This is a genomic window from Thermosynechococcus sp. PKX95 (assembly GCF_031583295.1).
Classification (GTDB): domain Bacteria; phylum Cyanobacteriota; class Cyanobacteriia; order Thermosynechococcales; family Thermosynechococcaceae; genus Thermosynechococcus.
On sequence record NZ_CP134171.1, the window covers coordinates 1241391 to 1260608 of the forward strand.

General features: G+C 54.0%; 23 protein-coding genes and 1 pseudogene. 9 read left to right on the forward strand and 15 right to left on the reverse strand.

Annotation, left to right across the window (positions count from 1 at the left end):
- Positions 1 to 144: 144 nt before the first annotated feature.
- Positions 145 to 448 (reverse strand): annotated as a pseudogene (gene ureA, locus RHH81_RS05860) (urease subunit gamma).
- A 67-nt stretch (positions 449 to 515) separates the two neighbouring features.
- Between ureA and RHH81_RS05865 the strand changes: the two are divergent.
- Positions 516 to 1073 carry a 5-formyltetrahydrofolate cyclo-ligase gene (locus RHH81_RS05865; protein WP_206201470.1) on the forward strand — a complete coding sequence of 186 codons (558 nt, stop codon included), beginning with the start codon at positions 516 to 518 and terminating at the stop codon, positions 1071 to 1073.
- Here the strand turns inward: RHH81_RS05865 and RHH81_RS05870 are convergent.
- Positions 1070 to 1969: a CoB--CoM heterodisulfide reductase iron-sulfur subunit B family protein gene (locus RHH81_RS05870; protein ID WP_310743514.1), complete on the reverse strand. Its 900-nt coding sequence runs from the start codon at positions 1967 to 1969 to the stop codon at positions 1070 to 1072. The genes RHH81_RS05865 and RHH81_RS05870 overlap by 4 nt on opposite strands.
- A gap of 184 nt (positions 1970 to 2153) precedes the next feature.
- On the opposite strand from RHH81_RS05870, the gene metK reads away from it, so the two are divergent.
- Complete coding sequence (gene metK / locus RHH81_RS05875) at positions 2154 to 3404, forward strand: methionine adenosyltransferase (RefSeq protein ID WP_206201472.1); 1251 nt, start codon at positions 2154 to 2156, stop codon at positions 3402 to 3404.
- A 31-nt stretch (positions 3405 to 3435) separates the two neighbouring features.
- Here metK and RHH81_RS05880 read toward each other — a convergent pair whose 3' ends face one another.
- Positions 3436 to 3759 carry a hypothetical protein gene (locus RHH81_RS05880; protein WP_206201473.1) on the reverse strand — a complete coding sequence of 108 codons (324 nt, stop codon included), beginning with the start codon at positions 3757 to 3759 and terminating at the stop codon, positions 3436 to 3438.
- A 178-nt stretch (positions 3760 to 3937) separates the two neighbouring features.
- Between RHH81_RS05880 and RHH81_RS05885 the strand changes: the two genes are divergently transcribed.
- From RHH81_RS05885 to RHH81_RS05895, 3 genes are read left to right on the forward strand one after another with little or no spacing between them, the layout of a single operon-like run.
- Positions 3938 to 4183, forward strand: a complete 246-nt coding sequence (locus RHH81_RS05885) for a DUF3134 domain-containing protein (protein WP_310743515.1) — start codon at positions 3938 to 3940, stop codon at positions 4181 to 4183.
- Between the two features lie 46 nt (positions 4184 to 4229).
- Positions 4230 to 5348 (forward strand): phospho-N-acetylmuramoyl-pentapeptide-transferase, encoded by a 1119-nt coding sequence (gene mraY, locus RHH81_RS05890; RefSeq protein WP_310743516.1) that lies wholly within the window; start codon positions 4230 to 4232, stop codon positions 5346 to 5348.
- A gap of 13 nt (positions 5349 to 5361) precedes the next feature.
- The gene (locus RHH81_RS05895; RefSeq protein WP_206201475.1) at positions 5362 to 6411 is read left to right on the forward strand and encodes a zinc-binding dehydrogenase; all 1050 of its coding nucleotides are present in this window, start codon (positions 5362 to 5364) and stop codon (positions 6409 to 6411) included.
- On the opposite strand, the gene RHH81_RS05900 is transcribed toward RHH81_RS05895, so the two are convergent.
- From RHH81_RS05900 to petC, 10 genes are all read right to left on the reverse strand, one after another.
- Positions 6412 to 7584 carry a murein transglycosylase A gene (locus RHH81_RS05900; RefSeq protein WP_302679092.1) on the reverse strand — a complete coding sequence of 391 codons (1173 nt, stop codon included), beginning with the start codon at positions 7582 to 7584 and terminating at the stop codon, positions 6412 to 6414.
- 5 nt (positions 7585 to 7589) lie between these two features.
- Positions 7590 to 7844, reverse strand: a complete 255-nt coding sequence (locus RHH81_RS05905; RefSeq protein WP_149817491.1) for a hypothetical protein — start codon at positions 7842 to 7844, stop codon at positions 7590 to 7592.
- Between the two features lie 69 nt (positions 7845 to 7913).
- Entirely contained in the window at positions 7914 to 8510 is a 597-nt protein-coding gene (locus tag RHH81_RS05910; protein ID WP_302676478.1) for a tetratricopeptide repeat protein, read from the reverse strand.
- Positions 8511 to 8781: 271 nt separating this feature from the next.
- The gene (gene tpiA / locus RHH81_RS05915) at positions 8782 to 9513 is read right to left on the reverse strand and encodes a triose-phosphate isomerase (RefSeq protein ID WP_206201478.1); all 732 of its coding nucleotides are present in this window, start codon (positions 9511 to 9513) and stop codon (positions 8782 to 8784) included.
- 96 nt (positions 9514 to 9609) lie between these two features.
- Positions 9610 to 9927, reverse strand: coding sequence for a MarR family transcriptional regulator (locus RHH81_RS05920; protein ID WP_302679093.1), 318 nt, complete (start codon positions 9925 to 9927; stop codon positions 9610 to 9612).
- Positions 9928 to 10020: 93 nt separating this feature from the next.
- On the reverse strand, positions 10021 to 10785 hold the full coding sequence (locus tag RHH81_RS05925; protein WP_149817487.1) for a MinD/ParA family protein: 765 nt from the start codon (positions 10783 to 10785) through the stop codon (positions 10021 to 10023).
- Positions 10786 to 10903: 118 nt separating this feature from the next.
- Positions 10904 to 12640: an ABC transporter ATP-binding protein gene (locus tag RHH81_RS05930; RefSeq protein WP_302679094.1), complete on the reverse strand. Its 1737-nt coding sequence runs from the start codon at positions 12638 to 12640 to the stop codon at positions 10904 to 10906.
- A 3-nt stretch (positions 12641 to 12643) separates the two neighbouring features.
- Positions 12644 to 14053, reverse strand: coding sequence for a tRNA uridine-5-carboxymethylaminomethyl(34) synthesis GTPase MnmE (mnmE, locus tag RHH81_RS05935; RefSeq protein ID WP_310438387.1), 1410 nt, complete (start codon positions 14051 to 14053; stop codon positions 12644 to 12646).
- Between the two features lie 22 nt (positions 14054 to 14075).
- Positions 14076 to 15011, reverse strand: a complete 936-nt coding sequence (gene petA / locus RHH81_RS05940) for a cytochrome f (protein WP_149817480.1) — start codon at positions 15009 to 15011, stop codon at positions 14076 to 14078.
- A gap of 19 nt (positions 15012 to 15030) precedes the next feature.
- Positions 15031 to 15573: a cytochrome b6-f complex iron-sulfur subunit gene (gene petC / locus RHH81_RS05945; protein WP_310438386.1), complete on the reverse strand. Its 543-nt coding sequence runs from the start codon at positions 15571 to 15573 to the stop codon at positions 15031 to 15033.
- A 114-nt stretch (positions 15574 to 15687) separates the two neighbouring features.
- Between petC and RHH81_RS05950 the strand changes: the two genes are divergently transcribed.
- The 4 genes from RHH81_RS05950 to RHH81_RS05965 all read left to right on the forward strand — a co-directional run bounded on the left by RHH81_RS05950 (position 15688) and on the right by RHH81_RS05965 (position 17614).
- Entirely contained in the window at positions 15688 to 16008 is a 321-nt protein-coding gene (locus RHH81_RS05950) for a DUF3067 family protein (protein ID WP_149817476.1), read from the forward strand.
- Positions 16009 to 16237: 229 nt separating this feature from the next.
- On the forward strand, positions 16238 to 16723 hold the full coding sequence (gene apcA / locus RHH81_RS05955) for an allophycocyanin subunit alpha (protein ID WP_149817474.1): 486 nt from the start codon (positions 16238 to 16240) through the stop codon (positions 16721 to 16723).
- 59 nt (positions 16724 to 16782) lie between these two features.
- The gene (apcB, locus tag RHH81_RS05960; protein ID WP_149817471.1) at positions 16783 to 17268 is read left to right on the forward strand and encodes an allophycocyanin subunit beta; all 486 of its coding nucleotides are present in this window, start codon (positions 16783 to 16785) and stop codon (positions 17266 to 17268) included.
- 142 nt (positions 17269 to 17410) lie between these two features.
- Positions 17411 to 17614 (forward strand): phycobilisome linker polypeptide, encoded by a 204-nt coding sequence (locus RHH81_RS05965; RefSeq protein ID WP_206201483.1) that lies wholly within the window; start codon positions 17411 to 17413, stop codon positions 17612 to 17614.
- Between the two features lie 144 nt (positions 17615 to 17758).
- Here RHH81_RS05965 and RHH81_RS05970 read toward each other — a convergent pair whose 3' ends face one another.
- Together RHH81_RS05970 and tatC are read right to left on the reverse strand one after the other, a co-directional pair.
- On the reverse strand, positions 17759 to 18094 hold the full coding sequence (locus RHH81_RS05970; protein WP_024125880.1) for a carbon dioxide-concentrating mechanism protein CcmK: 336 nt from the start codon (positions 18092 to 18094) through the stop codon (positions 17759 to 17761).
- Between the two features lie 195 nt (positions 18095 to 18289).
- The gene (gene tatC / locus RHH81_RS05975; protein WP_225901674.1) at positions 18290 to 19108 is read right to left on the reverse strand and encodes a twin-arginine translocase subunit TatC; all 819 of its coding nucleotides are present in this window, start codon (positions 19106 to 19108) and stop codon (positions 18290 to 18292) included.
- Between the last annotated feature and the right edge of the window lie 110 nt (positions 19109 to 19218).

Sequence of the window (19218 nt, forward strand, 5' to 3'; positions counted from 1 at the left end):
ACCATCCTAGCAGGGGGCGATCGCCCTGTCAAATATATCCGACTATTTTTATCGGGATTTGAATGGCCATAAAAATTCTCCCCGTTTTCCTTGGAGATGTGCTGCTAATCAGCGGTTGGCGCTATCCTAGGGCTTTTTGAGGCTTCAGCGAATGGGGGTATGCACGGTCACCCGCTTCGTGCCATCGGGAAATGTTGCTTCGACTTGTACTTCTGTGGGCATTTCCGGCACCCCCTCCATGACATCGTCACGGCTGAGCAGCGTTGTGCCATAGTTCATCAAATCAGCAACTGTGCGCCCCTCCCGCGCCGCTTCCAAAATGGCAGCAGAAATATAGGCCACTGCTTCGGGATAATTGAGCTTGAGACCCCGTGCTTTACGACGTTCGGCCACAAGAGCGGCGGTAAAAATCAGGAGCTTGTCTTTATTCTTGGGGGGACAGTTGCATCGTTCCTCAGGCTAAACACTCACTTTGGCCTCTATCTTAACTTGTGGCTTTGGTGCCCAGAAAATCAATGAGCGATAAAGTCAAACTGCGACAACACTATCTTGAATGGCGGCAGCACCTGAGCGATCGCGAGTGGCAAGATCGCAGTCAGCGCATTTGTCAGCACTTGCTTGATCATCCCCAGTTTCAACAGGCAACCACAGTGTTGACCTATGTGCCCCATCGCCGCGAACCCGACTTGCGCTTCCTCTGGTCACTCCCGAAACAGTGGGGCTTGCCCCGTGTCGTGGGTCAGGATTTGCGGTGGCATTGTTTTAATGGCAACCAAGACACTCTCCAGCAAGGACGCTATGGCCTTTGGCAACCGCCCCCCGAAGCGCCCCCGATTGATCCAGCGTGTGTTGATCTCTGCCTAGTGCCTGCCGTTGCCTGCGATCGCCAAGGCTACCGTCTCGGCTATGGCGCCGGTTTTTTTGATCGCCTCTTTGCCCACCCCGATTGGCAGCACGTGTGTCGCTGGGGAATTGTCTTTGAGTCAGCCCTTCTAGCAGAATTGCCCCGTGACCCGTGGGATCAGCCACTGCAAGCTATCTGCACTGAATCAGGCCTCTTGGCAATCAGCTAAAGCCCCAGTTTTGCCAACACCGGTTGCATTGAAACCACGTGTTTTCTCAAACCCAGTTCCTCAGGACGCAGGCCAAGGGCTAGACCCACCAGTTGCGGCAGATGGAGAATCGGCAAATTGAGGGTAACTCCCACCTGCTGGGCAATTTCTGGTTGGCGAGCATCCAGATTCAAATGACAGAGGGGACAGGGGGTGACAATGCAATCCGCGCCATGGGCGATCGCGCTCTGGAGTCGTTGTGCCGCCATGGCAAAACTGGCCGCCGTCGCATAGCTGGAAATGGGCCAACCACAGCACTGGGTACGTCCCTCATACTCGATGGGGGTAGCCCCAACTGCCTCAAACACCTGTTCCATTGAGGTGGGGTGAATTGGGTGATCAAAGGGCAGCCTCTCTTGGGCACGCAGCAGATAGCAGCCATAAAAGGCCGCACAGCGCAGTCCCTTGAGGGGACGACGGACGCGATCGCGCAACTCGTCAATGCCCACATCGCCGACAATCGCCCAGAGCAAATGCTTCACTTCTGTGGTGCCTTGGTAAGGAGCGCAGCCCTGTTGCGTCAACACTTGGTTAATTTCTGCCACGTACGCCGGGCGATCGCGCTGAAAGGTCTTGAGGCGTTCATCCACATGGCCAATCACCCCCTGACAGGTGCTGCAATGGGTCAACAGGGGCAAAGCCAACTGTTCGGCAAGGGCAATGTTGCGGGCATTGACGGTATCTTCTAGCAGCCACGAATTCTCCTTAAACGTGCCTGAGCCACAACAACTGGCTTCCTTCAGTTCCACCAGCTCGATATTCAACAGGGGGGCGATCGCCCGCGTTGAGAGGTCTAATTCCCGACAGGCCCCTTGAGCCACACAACCGGGATAATAGGCATAGCGTAAAGCAGACATACAACTTGAAACGCCTAAAATCTGCCCCTAGTCTAGCCAATCATCACAATCACTCGTGTGTCCTACTGCTCAGGTATAATCCTAGGATTTAGAAACCAATCCTTGTTTTTTAGTCAAAAGTCCGTGTTACCATAAACCAATTTCTTGCAGTTCTTTCAACAACCCATGCCATAGGAGTGTTATCTTGCGTTACTTATTTAGTTCGGAGTCCGTCACCGAAGGCCACCCCGATAAGATTTGCGACCAAATTGCCGATGCCATTCTGGATGCGCTGCTCACCCAAGACCCCCAAAGTCGCGTTGCCGCTGAGGTCGTCGTGAATACGGGTCTGGTGCTGATTACTGGGGAAATTACCACCAAAGCACAGGTCAACTACGTCAACCTAGCACGGCAGAAAATCCGTGAAATTGGCTACACTGATGCTGAAAATGGCTTTGCCGCCAATAGCTGTGCCGTTATCGTTGCCCTTGATGAGCAATCCCCCGATATTGCCCGAGGGGTGGACACGGCTCAAGAAGCACGGGAACGTCTCAGTGATGCCGAATTAGATCGCGTTGGCGCCGGTGATCAGGGCATTATGTTTGGCTATGCCTGCAATGAAACCCCTGAGTATATGCCCCTGCCCATTAGCTTGGCTCACCGCATGGCGCGTCGCTTGGCTGCTGTCCGCAAAACGGGTCAACTTCCTTATCTGCGTCCCGATGGCAAAACTCAAGTCACTGTCATCTACGAAGATGGCCAGCCGGTGGGCATTGATACCATCCTGATTTCCACCCAACACACGGCCACCATTGGTGACATCAGCGACGAAGCCGCCGTTCAAGAAAAGATTAAAGCCGATCTATGGGAAGCCGTCGTCAACCCTGTCTTTGCGGATCTGGCAATTAAACCCGATGACAAGACCCGCTTTCTCGTCAACCCCACGGGCAAATTTGTCATTGGTGGTCCTCAGGGGGATTCGGGACTCACAGGACGCAAACTGGTGGTGGATACCTACGGTGGTTATGCCCGTCACGGGGGCGGTGCTTTTTCCGGGAAAGACCCCACCAAGGTCGATCGCAGTGCTGCCTACATGGCTCGTTACATTGCCAAAAACATTGTGGCCGCAGGCCTAGCCGACAAATGCGAGTTACAGATTAGCTATGCCATTGGTGTGGCTCGCCCCATGAGCCTCTTTGTGGATACCTTTGGCACGGGTAAACTTGCCCCAGAGCAACTGCTGGAGTTAATTACAACCCACTTTGATCTGCGCCCCGCTGCCATTATCCAAACCTTTGGTCTGCGCCACTTGCCCCAGGAGCGCGGTGGTCGCTTCTACCAAGATGTGGCTGCCTACGGTCACTTTGGGCGTCATGACCTCGACCTACCTTGGGAAAAACTCGATAAAGTCGCCGATCTGCAAGCCGCTGCCGCTCAATTTCTAAGCGCAGTCTAGGAACATATTGGGGGGATTTCTCCCCCCTGCACTACTGGGTGACTCGTTGCAGGCAGGTTTGTGCCGTGTTGGTGAGCATCTGGCGCACTTCGGGATTGACATTGGTCTGTACATCTTCACCGATCGCCTGAAATTCTGCCAAGGTGAGCGAGGATTGCAGTTCATTGATCACACAGGTACAGTAGGCATTGCCGTATTGCGCCATTTGCGGCACCTGTTGTTGCAGGGCAGTCGTACATTCACTGGTAAATCGGGAAACCACTTCTGGGGGGTAGGGAGCAGCGATCGCCCCCCCGCCGAGGGACACCGCACTTAAAACCGTCAAAGAGATGGATGATTTTTTGAGTAAAGACATTGTTTCTATCCTTCGTGTATCAAAGTTTCATGCCCATTCTTTAGTGACTCCTCCAGTCTAGGCAGGTTCCAGAGAATGTGCCACTTTGGGCGATCGCCACAAAACGCAGATTTACATTCCTAGGGGCAAACGTTAAAGTAGAGGATTGGACTACTACAACACCGTTCACCTTAGCCCTATGACCCTATACAACCCCTCTTTGTACGAAGAACCCATTTCCCAAAAGAACTTAACCACTGCGGGTCGTTCCGATCGCTCCATTTTGGAATGGTTACAGCAAACGGGTCGATTAATTGCCCGTGATGCCAATGAGACAGACCCGATCGTGGATAGCACCCTCGATGATATGGGTGAAATTGAGGAATTTGTTGGTGACTCCTTGGGCGATTACGACGAAGAAGATGACCTAGGGCTTGAGGAGTAGGGCACCAATCCCCCTATTATCGGAGTGATGTGCTAGAGCTATCCCCATGCCCTCCACCAAAACCACGGCTGCCATTGAACCCCGTTGGCTGACAGGACAGCGACTTTTTGGCCTTCTCGCTATTGGCCTGCTCATGGCTAGCATTGCCTACGATACCGGGGCAAACCACTGGCAACAGCCGTTGAAAACCTTGACAGTGCCTTGGTTGGTGAGCTTTGCCATCGTTGCAGTTCTAGGGAGGGCGGTGGTGCCCCTGTTGCGGCGGTTGAAAACTGGGCAGATTATTCGCGAAGATGGCCCGCAATCTCACCTGCAAAAATCGGGCACACCGACAATGGGGGGAATCTTTTTTGTGCCGACGGGGTTAGGTCTAGCCCTCCTGTGGACTGGAGTTGCGCAGGGGAAAGTATCCGCAACGGTGGGGGCGATCGCCCTCCTTGTTCTCTGGTATGCCGCCATTGGCTGGTGGGATGACTGGCAAGTTCTGCGGCGCAAATCCAACAAAGGGTTATCGGCGCGGCTGCGGCTCCTCCTTGAGGGCATTGGGGCGGCTCTTTTTTGTGCTTGGCTGGTGGGCAGTGATCCAACGGCAACGGTGGTGACCGCGCCTTGGGGGTGGGTTTGGCCTTTAGGGATCGCCTTTATCCCCTTGGCGATTTTTGTGCCGATGGCGGAAGGGAATGCCCTCAATCTCACCGATGGTCTCGATGGTCTTGCCGCAGGCACGGCGGCGATCGCCCTCCTCGCTTTAGGCATGATTCTGACCGCCCATCCCGATTTGCAAATTCTGGCAGTGGTCATGAGTGGTGCCTGCCTCGGCTTTCTCTGGCACAATCACCATCCGGCACGGGTGTTTATGGGGGATACGGGTTCCCTAGCCCTTGGGGCACTCCTTGCGGGCATTGGCTTGGCCAGTCATCACCTCTGGGAACTGTTGATTGTCAGTGGTCTTTTCTTTGTGGAGTCTCTCTCAGTCATTGCCCAAGTGCTCTACTACAAAGCAACCAAAGGTCCCGATGGCGTGGGCAAACGGCTGCTGCGGATGGCCCCTCTACACCATCACTTTGAATTGGGGGGCTGGTCAGAACTGCGGGTGGTGAGTACGTTTTATGGGGTGGTTGCCCTCTTGGGACTGCTCTGTGGCCTCCTGCAATGGTTGGCTTGATGGGGGAAGTGCAATGAAAGCAGCAGTGCTCTACGGCAAAGAAGATGTCCGCATTGAAACCGTCGCCGATCCCACGCCCGGTCCCGGGGAAGTGGTGATTCGTGTTCAGGCTGCCACTACCTGTGGTACCGATTTGAAGGTATGGCGGCGCGGCGGTCATGCACGGATGCTAACGCCACCGATTCTCTTTGGCCATGAAGCGGCCGGGGAAATTGTTGCCCTTGGGGCTGGGGTGACCGGCTGGCAGGTGGGCGATCGCGTGGTAGCGAATAATTCTGCCCCCTGTGGCCAGTGTTTTTACTGTCAGCGGCAGGCTTTTTCTCTCTGTCCCCATCTGGAGTTTAACAATGGCACGTTTGCCGAGTATCTAAAAATTCCCGCCAGCATCGTCCGCCAGAATCTGCTGCCTATTCCGGCGTCCCTCTCCTTTGCTTTGGCAGCGCTCACCGAACCCCTCGCCTGTGTCCTCCACGGTGTGGCTCGCTCTGGCTTTGACCCCGCAATGGTTGAAACGTGGCCAAGTCCACCGCAAATTGTGGTGCTGGGGGATGGTGCCATTGGCCTGATGTTTATGGGGGTTCTGGCACAGCAGGGAGCACGGGTTCTCGCCTTTGGCGGTTCCGATCAGCGGCTGGCGATCGCCCGCACATTCGGGGCAGAGCAGATAGTAAATCATCACCAGTGCAGCGATATTCCTGCTGTGGTTAAAGACTGGACCCAAGGACGGGGTGCCGATATTGTCATTGAAGCCACTGGCGTACCTGAAGTCTGGGAAACGGCGATCGCCTGTGGTCGCCCCGGTGCCACCATTAACCTCTTTGGTGGCTGCCCCCGCGAAACTTCGATCCGCGTTGATACCGAACGCCTGCACTACGAAGAACTCACCCTCAAGGGGGTCTTTCACAACACACCCACATTTGTCCGCCAAGCCTTGCAACTGATTGCCAGCGGCACATTGCCTTTCGAGAAACTGATTAGTGGCCAAGCCCCCCTCACGGAGATTGAAAACGTCTTGCAAGGAATGAAGGCGCGCCAAGTGATTAAAGTAGCGCTGCAGCCCTAGCTATTCCCGCAGGAGCAAATAGTACAACTGCCCCGGTGTATTGATCAGACCCGCCCGCGCTTTGGCCACCTCCCCCGTGCCCATGAAAATATCGACACGACCCGGCCCGCGAATGGCACTCCCCGTATCCTGATCCAAAACAAAACGGCTGACGGGGGTTTGCTGCCATTGGCCTTGGGCTTTGAGGGGAATTTTCGTGTTGATCACCGCCAAGGCACCCGGAGGCATCAGGGACTTATCAGTGGCGATCGAACGCTCTGGAATCACCGGCGTTGAGAGACTGCCCGTGGGGGGGCGCCCTTGGGTATGTTCAAAAAAGACAAAGCTGGCATTGCGAGGTAAATAGCGATCTAACTCAGCGGGGTTGGCCTCAAAGTAAGCCATGAGGCGCGGTAGCGTCAGTTCCTCACGGGGAATTTTGCCATCGCGAATGAGTTCTTGGCCAATACTCGTGTAGGGGTGATTGGTCTTACCGGCATAGCCCACCGTAAAGCGGCGACCATCGGGCAGTTGCAGCTCAGCCGACCCTTGGACGTGAACCAGAAAGGCCTCTAGGCGATCGCGCAAATAGACCAGTTCCAGACCCCGCAAAGGCCCATTGCGCCACTGCTGACCATCCGCCCCTTCCAGTTCCAAGCGGGTTGGGTGCGGCTCTCGCCACTGCTCAAAATTGGGGGGGCGACGAAATAGGGGATAGCGGTATTCTGCGGTGGGCACTAAGCTGGCACGATACGTCGGTGCATAATAGCCCGTGAAATCCACTCGCCCTTGGCCATCGGTGCCAATGGATTGATAAAAGACAAATTCTCGCTTGACAGATGCTTGCAGTTCTGCCGCAGAGCGACGGGTTTGTACCAGATGGCGAAAGCGTTCGAGGGAGCGGATCACTCGCTGATGGAGATTGGGGCCAAGGGCGGCGCCGGGTTGACCGGGAGCAGTGTAGGCGGCGTAGTCGCGGCGTGCTTTATCGCTGCGCAGGTAACGCAAACTATGATCAATGGCCTCCAGCAGTCGTGCTCGTTCCCTGGGGGATTGCCAAAGGGCCGTATCTAGGGCAACCCTTGGGGGCAGTTGGCTTTGGCGCGTTAAGGGAGCAACCGTTGGTGCTGTGGCGATCGCGCTTGTTGCGAGGATCACGACCCCCTGAACCCATCCTGCGAATAAACCCGCCATAGACGTTAGGCAAACCGATCCACACTAGAGGCAAACACGGGTTCTACCCGAATTGCAAATACCTTTGAGGGGCGCACCACCATGTATTCCCCTTGAATGTTTTTAATGGGAACGGAAATAAAGTCGTTGGAATCTGCTTTGGCCACTAACTCGTTGCTGTACCACTTCTGGAAGTCTTGAATGGTGGGGAAGCGCACCTCCTCACGGTGACCGCCATCCAGAAATAAATGCACCGCAAATTCAGAAGGGGTTCTGGGCATAGGCGCGATCGCTCATCCTCATCATGCACATTATTCCCCTATTATCGCCGCAATCGGTGGCTTCAGGCACTAGGGACCGCCAGTGAGGGGACGGGGGGCGCGATCGTAGTACTGGGCTGTCATCGCTGGGTTGAGAGCGCGAGCACGCTCATAGTCCCGTTGCGCCAATTCCACATTGCCACTATCGAAGTGAGCCATGCCCCGACTATAGTAGGCAGCAACAAATTGCGGATCCCGTGCTAGGGCAGCATCAAAGTCGGCAATCGCCGCTGTGTAGTTTTGCAGAGCCAGATAGGCCATGCCGCGGTTGTAGTAGGCGGCAATAAACTGGGGATCGTTGCGCAGCGCAGTGCTAAAGTCCGCGATCGCCCGCTGCATATCCCCTTGGTCATAGTAGGCTAGGCCGCGCGCAAAGTAGTAGTCAGCACTGGGGTTGAGTCTGATTGCTTGGCTAAAGGCATGAATGGCAGCGGCCAGATCACCCGTACCTTGGTGCATTAATCCCACGTTGTAGTAGTCCTCGGCACTGCGGGGCACGAGGCGTTGCAGTTCTTGCAGTTCAGGAGGTGTGAGGGTGGCGATCGCCATGGGCTGTGCCACAGCAGCACTGCTGAGACCAACAAAAGCAGCTAAAACTGTCAAAGCACTGAAGAGTTGTTGGCGCATCGTCGGCCTCCTTTGGGCATCGCTCAGCCTTACTTCGATCCTAAAAGAAAATGAAGAAATCGCCCAGCAAACGATAACAGTTGTAATAAGTCGCTCGCTCCGACCCTTTTCTTGGCTACATACACAGCATTGCGCTCTGGAGTCGTAGTGCATGCCATGCTTGGGAAAGGGCTGTATGTTGATATCTTTAAGTTTTTCTGCGCAGAGGGCAGTGCGCGAGCTCTTGGATCAGATGTGATCTAGGGCACTGGCGCCGAACTCAAAGTCATGTTCAAAGGAGCTTGTAATTAACGATACGCCCAAAACTCTCCGGCTGCAAACTAGCGCCACCCACTAGCACCCCATCAATTTCTGGCTGCGCCATGATCGCATCAATGTTGTTGGCATTGACCGAGCCACCGTACTGAATGGGGACATCGGGATTCTGTAACTTGCTGCGAATCAGGCCAATGACACGGTTGGCTTCCGCTTCTTCACAGGTATCGCCCGTACCGATCGCCCAAATGGGTTCGTAGGCAATCACCAAATTGCTCTGATCCACATCCACCAAGTCCAGGGTCAACTGCTGAAGGATGTGGTTTTCAGTTTCCCCAGCATCCCGTTGGGCTTTTGTTTCACCGACACAGAGAATGGGGGTCAGGCCATAGTGTTGGGCAGCCTTGAGCCGTTGGTTGACCGTAGTATCGGTTTCCCCAAAATACTGCCGCCGCTCACTGTGGCCAACAATCACGTAGCGCACGCCCAACTCCACCAGCATCGGTGGCGAAATTTCCCCTGTAAACGCCCCTTGATCCGCCCAGTGGACATTTTGGGCACCCAGCTTCACCCGCGTTCCGTGCAGACTCTTGGACAATACACTTAAACAGGTGTAGGGAACACAGAGCACCACCTCGCGATCGCTGGGGGTGTCCACCAATTTCCCTAAGAACTCCTGTAGGAAGGCCACCGCCTCCTGTTGAGTTTTGTGCATTTTCCAGTTGCCAGCAAGAACTTTTGGGCGCACTCGTCCTGACTTTCCTCTGCGAAACTTAGCGTAATTAAGCGTACCACACGAGTTGCCTCATATAATTAGAGGTTTAACTGAGGAAGTGGCTCAGACTTAACCCAGCTTGTCCCAAACCGCCGCAATTCGGGGAGATTGACGCTTGGGTTGCACGCGCGGAGTCCGCCGTCCGAGTTTGACTTGGTAGGTGTCGTTGTCAACTGTCACATAGCCGAGTTGGCGAACCTCTGCGAGGGTGGCACTGACCTCTTGCGCAGACCACTGCAACTGCTCAGCCAATTCTGGCACGGTGAAGGGCGTTGGCTGGCGCATCATCAGTGTCAAGAGCGATCGCTGGCGATCGGGCAAAACCAACAAATCTGCTGGATTGAGACCCCCACCGCAAGCACTGCTAGCATTTTGACTGTCTATCATTGGCAATGTTCCTCAATGGCAGTGACTGGCAGTGGCACTCGAGAAGGATCAAAAGGATCAAAATTCAGTCAGTCTCCTTACTCCTAGGCTACCCTAATCCAACAGATGCTGCACAACACTCCTGACAACGAGACTGTAGGGATGCTCAGGGTAGCGTAAACAGAAAATATCGCTGCTCCCCAGTTGAAACATTTCTTCACAAACAGGCAAGATACCTGCAACGGGCACACCATAGGTCGTTTCCACCTGCTGCTTGAGGGAGTCCTTATTAAAGGCGCTGGGGACTTTGTTCACCACCATCACCATTTTGGGCACATCCAGCTGCCGCGCCACATCAACCGTGACCGCTGTTCCTTGAAAGTCTTGGCGATCGGGTCGCAGAATCAGCACCAAGGCATCGGAGACTGTAATCGAGAGCAGCGTTTCCTCATTCAGCCCTGGGTGGGTATCAATGAGCAAAAAGTCGAGATTCAGCCCTTGGAGCAACTGCTGAAAACCATCATTGAGCAAGCCGACATCGTAGCCTTCCCGCAGCACACGGGTAATTTCACTGGTTTTGAGGCTAGAGGGAATGAGATAGATTGCTCCTTTGGCTTGCTGGCCGTGAGCCGTAATCAGATGGCTGACATCCCGCGCCACATCAGTAATTTCACAGCGTCCCCACAGGTAGTCATTCAGGGCATGTTCCGTATCTTCCGACTCAAGGCCAAAGAGCACATGGATACCGGGGGATTGAATATCCGTGTCCACGATCGCCACCCGATAGCCCAAGGTTGCCAAGGTACAGCCCAGATTTGCTGTTGTATTTGACTTGCCTGTGCCACCACGAAAAGAATGCACAGAAATAATGCTACCCATGAGCTGTCCTCGCTGCTCTGAACAATTCAACGTCTATTTTCACATCCTGCCGTCGAGGAAACATCTCATCCCAAATTCAGAAGATAGAATCCAAACGGCCAGCCCATCAGACAAGGGGTCATTCCGCGTCTTGGAAATACTGCTGGGCGTAGAACTGGGCGTAGCGGGCAGACTGGGCAAGTAGTTCTTGATGGCTGCCACTTTCAATGATCCGCCCCTGCTCTAAGACAAGAATGCGATCGGCGCGACGAACCGTGGCCAAACGGTGGGCAATAATAAAGACGGTGCGCCCCTTCATTGCCTTTTCGAGAGCACTTTGCACCAAGGCTTCCGATTCAGAGTCCAAAGCAGAGGTGGCCTCATCCAAGATCAAGATACGCGGATCGGCATAAACTGCACGAGCGATCGCCAGTCGTTGGCGTTGACCCCCAGAGAGATTAATCCCCCTTTCCCCGACCCATGTCTGATAGCCATCGGGAAACTGAGTAATAAAGTCATGGGCATTGGCGATTTTGGCGGCCTCAATCAGTCGCTGCCAATCCGGTTCAGAGTAACCAAAAGCAATATTTTGGGCAATACTACCTGAGAAAAGAATCGTTTCCTGAGGAACAATGCCAATTTGCCGCCGCAGGCTTTTCAGGGTCACAGTTTTAATATCAATGCCATCAATCAACACTTTTCCCGCTTGGGGGTCATAAAACCGGGGCAACAGGTTAACAATGGTGGATTTACCTGCTCCTGAATGTCCCACAAGGGCAATCACCTCGCCCGGCTCCGCCAAGAGATTAAAGTCCTTGAGCACGGGACGCTCTAGATCATAGCCAAAGCACACATCTAGGTATTGCACTTTGCCAGAAATGGGGGGTAGGGGCTGCGCATGGCTCATTTCCTTGATCGTGGGTTCGAGAGCCAACAGGCCAAAGCTACGCTCCACCGACGCCTGTGCCATTTTGAGTTCATTGTAATCAGCAGAAATCATATTAATGGGTTCCATCAGTAGCGCTACTGCAGCAACAAAGCTGAGGAACTGTGGCCCTGTGAGATGACCGGCATTGATTTGCCACGCCCCCAAGATAAACAGCAGCATAATGCTCAGAGCCTCAAGAAACCCCACCACCGGGTATTGCATTGACTTAATGCGTTCTGCACGGTAGCGAGCACGACGGTTCATATCAGCCTGCTGTTCAAACTGCTCTACAGCATAGTCCTCAGCCGCAAACGCCTTAATCAGACGAATCCCCGAAAAAATCTCCGTGAGGTGGGAGGCCAAATCCGCAATGCGGGCTTGACTCAGGCGCGACTGTCGCAACAACCGATTGCCAAACCAAGCGATGAGAAACGTCATCAGTGGCGCAATGATCATCGTCCCCAATGTCAGTTGCCAGTTGAGGTAGAACATATAACCAATGACGGCAACCGTGGTTAAAGTTGAGGGGATGAGGCGATGAAAACTGCTATTGACCATGACGCCAATGCGATCCACATCCTCAGTGAGGCGGTAGGTGAGATCGCCGGTCGCTGCCTTTTCAAAATAGTCCACCCCCAAACGATGCAGATGACGGTACAGCCGCACCCGAATGTCATAGACAATCCGTAGGGAAATATCGGACATTAGGACATCTTGGCCAAATTGGCAAAAACTACGACCGACAAACAGCAGCGAGGAGGCGGCACACCATTGAATCAGGCCTATCAAATCCCCTGCCCCGATGAGCTTCGCCGCTTGGCCAATCAGGTAGGCGATCGCCGGCATGGTCGAGACGTAGCCGAGGGTACACAAAAAAGCGACCAGCAACCGTCGCCGATAGGGAAGGATATAAGCAAGTAACGGCCGGTAGCTGGTATTCCAAAGCATGGGCTATTTTCCAATGCAAAAACGGCTAAAGATTTGTTCTAGCACAGACTCCGTCACCTCTTCCCCGGTTAGGGTACCAAGGGCACGAGCGGCAGCATGCAGGTCAATTGTCCAAAAATCGAGGGGGAGTTGGGCATCAATGGCCGCAAGCACATGATTCAGGGATTGGTGAACCTGCTCCAAGAGCGCGGCTTGACGTTGGTTGATGGCAAAGTCTAGGTTGGCGGCGGTAACCCCTTGGCCTTGGACAAGGTCTAAAATGGCGTCCTCGAGAGACTCAATTCCCCTTTGACTGAGGGCCGAGAGCAGCACAGTGGGAATGGGGGCAATGGGCAATGGAATATCTTGAACCTCTACGGTTTCGCTGAGGAGATCAGCTTTATTCAAAACCACCAAGACGGACTGAGGCGCTTGCTGCCGCCGCTGCTGCAGCTCGAGTTGGTCGTAAATCTCCTGATCGGCGGCTGTCCACCCTTGACTGGCATCAATGACAAGGAGGATGAGATCAGCACTGGCTGCGGCTTGGCGCGATCGCTGGACGCCAATTTGTTCGACAAGGTTATCGGTCTCGCGAATGCCTGCGGTATCAAGTACTTGGATTGGAATGCCACCGACAACCAATTGGGACTCGACAATATCGCGGGTGGTGCCGGGTAAATCTGTCACAATGGCGCGATCGCTACGGCTCCAAGCATTGAGCAGACTCGACTTACCGACATTGGGGCGACCCACAATGGCCACTTTTAGCCCAGTGCGGATCAGTGCTCCCCGTTCTGCTGTGGCCAAAAACGCTGCCACTTGGTGTTGCAGCTGGCGAATGTCCTCAGCAATGGCTGCGGGGTCAAGGGGGGGTAGCTCGTCCGTAAAATCGAGTCGCGCTTCAATTTCCGCCAAGAGGGATAAACAGGTCTGACGAATCTGCTTGAGGGGACGGGCGAATTTTCCTGTCAGACCCGCCAAAGCAATTTGAGCGGCGGTTGTGGATTGGGCGGCCACCAGTTCGGCCACACTTTCGGCTTGGGTGAGATCAAGGCGACCGTTGAGGAAGGCGCGCAGCGTAAATTCCCCCGGCTCGGCGAGGCGTGCTCCGGCGGCGACACACAGTTGCAGCACGCGCTGGACAGGGATGAGGCCACCATGACAGTGAAATTCCACCACATCTTCGCGGGTGTAGGAGCGGGGCGCCAGCATTAACAGCAGGAGCGCTTCATCGACCCGTTCCCCAGTTTGGGGGTCGCGGACATAGCCATAGAGAATACGATGGGATTCCCAAGGCTGCTTGCCGGGGGCTTCAAATAAAGACTGAGCGATCGCGACTGCTTTGGCGCCTGAGAGACGGACAATGCCAATACTCCCTTGCTGGGGCACAATAGCCGTGGCGATCGCCACAATCGTGTCATGAAGGGATTGCACTACCGTGGGTGATAGGACTCCTTTAGAGACTCATCTCGGCGGCTTGCACTTTCTCGACCTGTTTCTTCTTCAGAACCAGCAGAATCTGCGAGAGGGTGATGGCGGCAAAGAAGACCAACAGCCACTTAATGCGGTTGGGATCCTGCAGGACAATTTCCGTATCCTTTTGCCCAAAACCACCCACATTGGGATTGTTGGTGAGGGCTTCACCCGCTGCCACCGTTTGGCCTTCACTGACAATGAGGTCAGGGCCAGCGGGAATGGTCTCTGTCACTGCTTCACCACTCTCGGGGGTGATCACCACCGCAGTACTGCCATCGGGGTTAGCGGTAATACTGGTAATCGTGCCCGCGATCGGTGCAGTAAAGACGTTATTGTTGCTCTTTTCACCATTGGGATAGACTTGGCCGCGACCGCGGTTGCCCCCAGCGTGAACGGAGTATTTACCGAAGTGGATCGATTTATCCGTGGCAGGGTTGGGGGCGAGGACGGGGAAAACAATTTCCTGATACTGCTCACCCGGTAAGGGCCCCACCAGAATAATGTTTTGCTTGTCCTCACTGTAGGGCTGGTAGTAAATGCCGCTGGTTTTGGCTTGTAACTCCTCGGGAATGCGATCGGGAGGAGCAATTTTGAAACCCTCGGGCAGCATGAGAACTGCACCGACATTCAGACCGCCCTTAGAGCCATCCCCCAACACCTGTTGCACACGGGTGTCGTAGGGAATTTTCACCACGGCTTCAAAAACGGAATCGGGGGTGACGGCTTGGGGCACTTCCACTTGGGTGGGTTTGGCGGCGAGGTGACAGTTGGCACAGACAATTCGCCCGGTCGCTTCGCGAGGACTGTCATAGCCCTGCTGCGCATAAAATGGATAGGCCTGTGCTTGCGGTGACCAAAGAAGCACACTGGCGGCAAGGGCGATCGCCAGCGTCAACGATTTGAAAAAGCGTTTCATACCACTCCCTAATTTCTTTTTACGTCCACCAAGGTTCTTTGCCCGTGCGGAAATCGGTTTCCGTCCAAGGGGTAAACACCAGTTTGTCATCTTCGGTAACCGTGGCATTCACCAGTGCCAAGGAGAGGGGAGCAGGGCCACGCACCACTTTACCTGTGTTGTCGTATTGAGAGCCGTGGCAGGGGCAAATGAACTTGTTTTCACTGACATTCCAAGGCACCACGCAGCCAAGGTGAGTGCAGACGGCATTCAAGCCGTAATTGGCAATTTGGTGATCCTCAGTAACAATCACGTAGGTGGGATCCCCTTTAATCCCTTGGGCAAGGGAGCGATCGCCCGGCAGGTGCTTCGTCAGGTAGTCGGAAACCTTAATATCGTTGCCTAATGCATCCTTGGCAACCACACCACCACCCGTGCCGCCACTGGAGGGCGGAATGAAATACTTGACGACAGGGTACAGAGCGCCCAACGCTGTACCGGTAATGGTACCAAACGTCAGCAGGTTCATAAACTGTCGCCGCCCCATATCGGGCACATCAGACATTCCAGAAACTTGAGCCATGGTTTACGCTTATTTACTAAGGAATCGAAACGAACAGCCGTAAAATAATTACGTTTGTTAACTATTATCACACTGTCCGAGCCGTCCTAGCCGCAAGGGCTGAAATTCTTGCCAATGCTGACGCCCCTCACTGGTGATGAACTCCATGCCTTGCTCCTGCGCAAATGGGGGCGCTCCTTTGACCTTCAGTTTCGCCGCGTGGGCGATCGCATCTTTTTGCAAGTGATGTGGCGTTACCTCGAGCAGGCCTCCTATCCCGATACGCCTGAAGATTATGCCGCCCACCTTGGAGCCATCGCCCAGCACCTCAATGACTGGGGCTGTGCCCAGCAAGTTTGCACCTTTATTGAGACCACCCGTGAGAAACCCCGCCTCGGCAAAGCGGTGAATATTCCCCTCAACCTTGGCACCCGCATTATCGAATGGCTGGAATAGCTGCCCTTAGCAGATTTTTGAAAAAATGTTAAGAATGTTAAAAAGGATTGCGATGATGTGGGAGATGTCCCCCCTATGCCTGAGAATGTTTGCGGAAGGTTACGTCAGCCCGTCGGGTTCATCGCCGTACCTATCTCTCCTACAGGAGTGCGGTGAATCGTAACATTCCAATGGCAAATGCCACATTATCAAGACCCTTGTTTTACAATTCCAACTTTGGAGGAACTCAATGAGCGTCGTCACGAAATCGATCGTGAATGCAGATGCCGAGGCCCGTTACCTCAGCCCCGGTGAACTGGATCGCATTAAAAGCTTTGTCAGCACCGGCGAGCGCCGTCTGCGCATTGCCCAAACCCTGACCGAAAACCGCGAGCGGATTGTCAAGCAAGCGGGCGATCAACTCTTCCAAAAACGGCCTGATGTGGTCTCCCCCGGTGGCAATGCCTACGGTGAAGAAATGACCGCCACCTGCCTGCGTGACCTCGACTACTACCTGCGGCTTGTGACCTACGGTATTGTTGCGGGTGATGTCACCCCCATCGAAGAAATTGGTTTGGTGGGTGTGCGTGAAATGTACAACTCCCTCGGCACCCCCATTCCTGCCGTGGCCGAAGGGATCCGCGCCATGAAGAACGTTGCTTCCTCGCTGCTGTCTGCAGAAGATGCCGCTGAAGCCGGTTCTTACTTTGACTTCGTGATTGGCGCCATGCAGTAGGTCGCCTCAGCATCCTTCATTGATCCATCATCCAAATCAGTTTTTGAGGAAAAAGAACTATGCAAGACGCGATTACCGCTGTCATCAACGCCTCTGACGTACAAGGCAAATACCTCGACACCGCCGCCATGGAGAAGCTGAAAGCTTACTTCGCAACTGGCGAACTGCGGGTGCGGGCTGCGACCGTGATCAGCGCCAATGCCGCCAATATCGTCAAAGAAGCAGTGGCCAAATCTCTGCTCTACTCTGACATCACCCGTCCCGGTGGCAACATGTACACCACCCGTCGCTATGCGGCCTGTATCCGCGACCTCGACTACTACCTGCGCTATGCCACCTATGCCATGCTGGCTGGGGATCCTTCCATCCTCGATGAGCGGGTGCTCAATGGGTTGAAAGAAACCTACAACTCCTTGGGCGTGCCCATCGCTGCCACTGTGCAAGCCATCCAAGCCATGAAAGAAGTCACCGCCAGCTTGGTGGGTGCCGATGCCGGCAAAGAAATGGGCATCTACTTTGACTACATCTGCTCTGGCTTAAGCTAAGTACAGCTCTCCAGTCGCACATCTGTCTGGGAGTTAGGGGTTAGAGTGTCAGCCTGTCATGGCAATTGTGCTTAAACAGTCTGAGTCTGGCCTTTAGCTCCCAGACGTGTAATCACCCTACACAGATTTGGAGTCCCATCCCATGCGCATCTTCAAAATTACCGCCTGTGTGCCGAGTCAAACCCGTATTCGCACCCAGCGCGAACTGCAAAACACCTATTTCACAAAACTGGTGCCCTACGAAAACTGGTTCCGCGAGCAACAACGCATCCAAAAAATGGGTGGCAAAATTGTGAAAGTGGAACTGTTTACGGGTAAGCCGGGGGTCAACACTGGTCTAGCCTAGGTACCCCTCTAAAACTGTTTCCTAGCGATTTTGAGGCTTCACTGTTGAGATAGTTGATTGGGGGGGTGTTCCCTTCTGAGGCAATTATCTGGGCGGTGGAGCTTTGCTCATCAGAGAAGCTTTAGAGAACTTTTCCCAAGGCTGCTAAACGAGAAAACGCTCCCAGCCATCGCCATATTGGAACCGCATTTTCGGGAAAACGGCCTCTAAATTCTCGTGGGGGCGCGGGATCACCGTTGACGACAGATAGAGCGTTTTTTCCTTAGGACTTTGAGCTGGAATTTTCTTGGCGGCTTCCACACCCGCTGCAACCGCAATTTGCACTTCAGAAACGTCGCCGCGCACAATAATCGTCAGGCGAGCACCACTGACCACTTCATAGCCCACAAGGGTAACACGCGCCGCTTTCACCATGACATCGGCAACGGCTAAGGCAGGGGGATGACCCAGTACTTCTACCATCCCAAGGGCAATGGGCATGAAGACCGCTCCTAAACACAAAAATTTGTTAAAGTAATGCCATTCTTGCGATCGCGAAGGGATGCACTAATTTGGCAACATCAGCATATCATCTCTATTGAGAGCCTTGATAAGTTCGAGGGGCGATCGCGATAATTGATTTTTATCGCCAAAATCATCTTTTCTGATTGAGTCTTTTTTGAGGGTATTGCAAGTTTAAGCCTCAGAACGCCCCACCCCCATCAGCTTGGCCAAGCCAATCCCCGTAAAGTAGAGGGCAAGCAGAGCACCCGCCAACAGTCCTTGAGTAATCGGATCAATGGAGGGGGTCAAAACCGCTGCCACGGCTACGGCAATAATCACCACGTAGCGCCATTGGCTGAGCATTTGCGGGATGGAAACAATGCCGAGGGCAATGAGTACCAACTGGAGAATCGGGACTTGGAAGGCGAGGCCGGTGGCAAGGAGCAATAGCAAAATAAAATCCACATAGCGATCGATCGACCACAGTTGCTCAACCACATCTGCCCCATAGTTAATGAAAAAGCCAAGGGCTGCGGGTGCCAAGAGGGTATAGGCAAAGGCCAAACCGGCAATAAAGAGAATGGATGAACCAAAAACCACCGGTGCCAGCAAGCGTTGCTCACGTCGTGTCAATCCCGGCAGGATAAAACGGATGGCTTGGTAGAGAATCATCGGCGTCGCTAGGAGGATGCCACTGTAGGCCGCCGCTTTACAGGAGACAAAAAAGTACTCCCCCGGACTTAGTTGCAGGAATTTCGCACCATGGGCTGGTTTTTCAAGGAACTGAATGATCCAGCGGACTTGGGTAAAGCAAAGAACAATGGTGACAGCAACAGTGCCGAGGACAACAAAGAGCCGCTGTCGCAACTCCTCAAGGTGATCCCAGAGGGACATTTCCACTTCATTGGGCAGTTCATCCTCAGGGTCAATGGGGTCGCTTGCCTCAAGGGTGCTGTCAACAATCGCTGAGGATTCTGGAGCCGGACTCTCAATATCGGGCGATCGCGTCATTCAATCTCTGCAATTCCTACTCTTTCACAATTATGAAGGAAGTGCCCACGGGGTTCCACCCTCTCTTCAGCAGTGATGTAGCTCTTTTTACAGGGATGGCACACACTGAA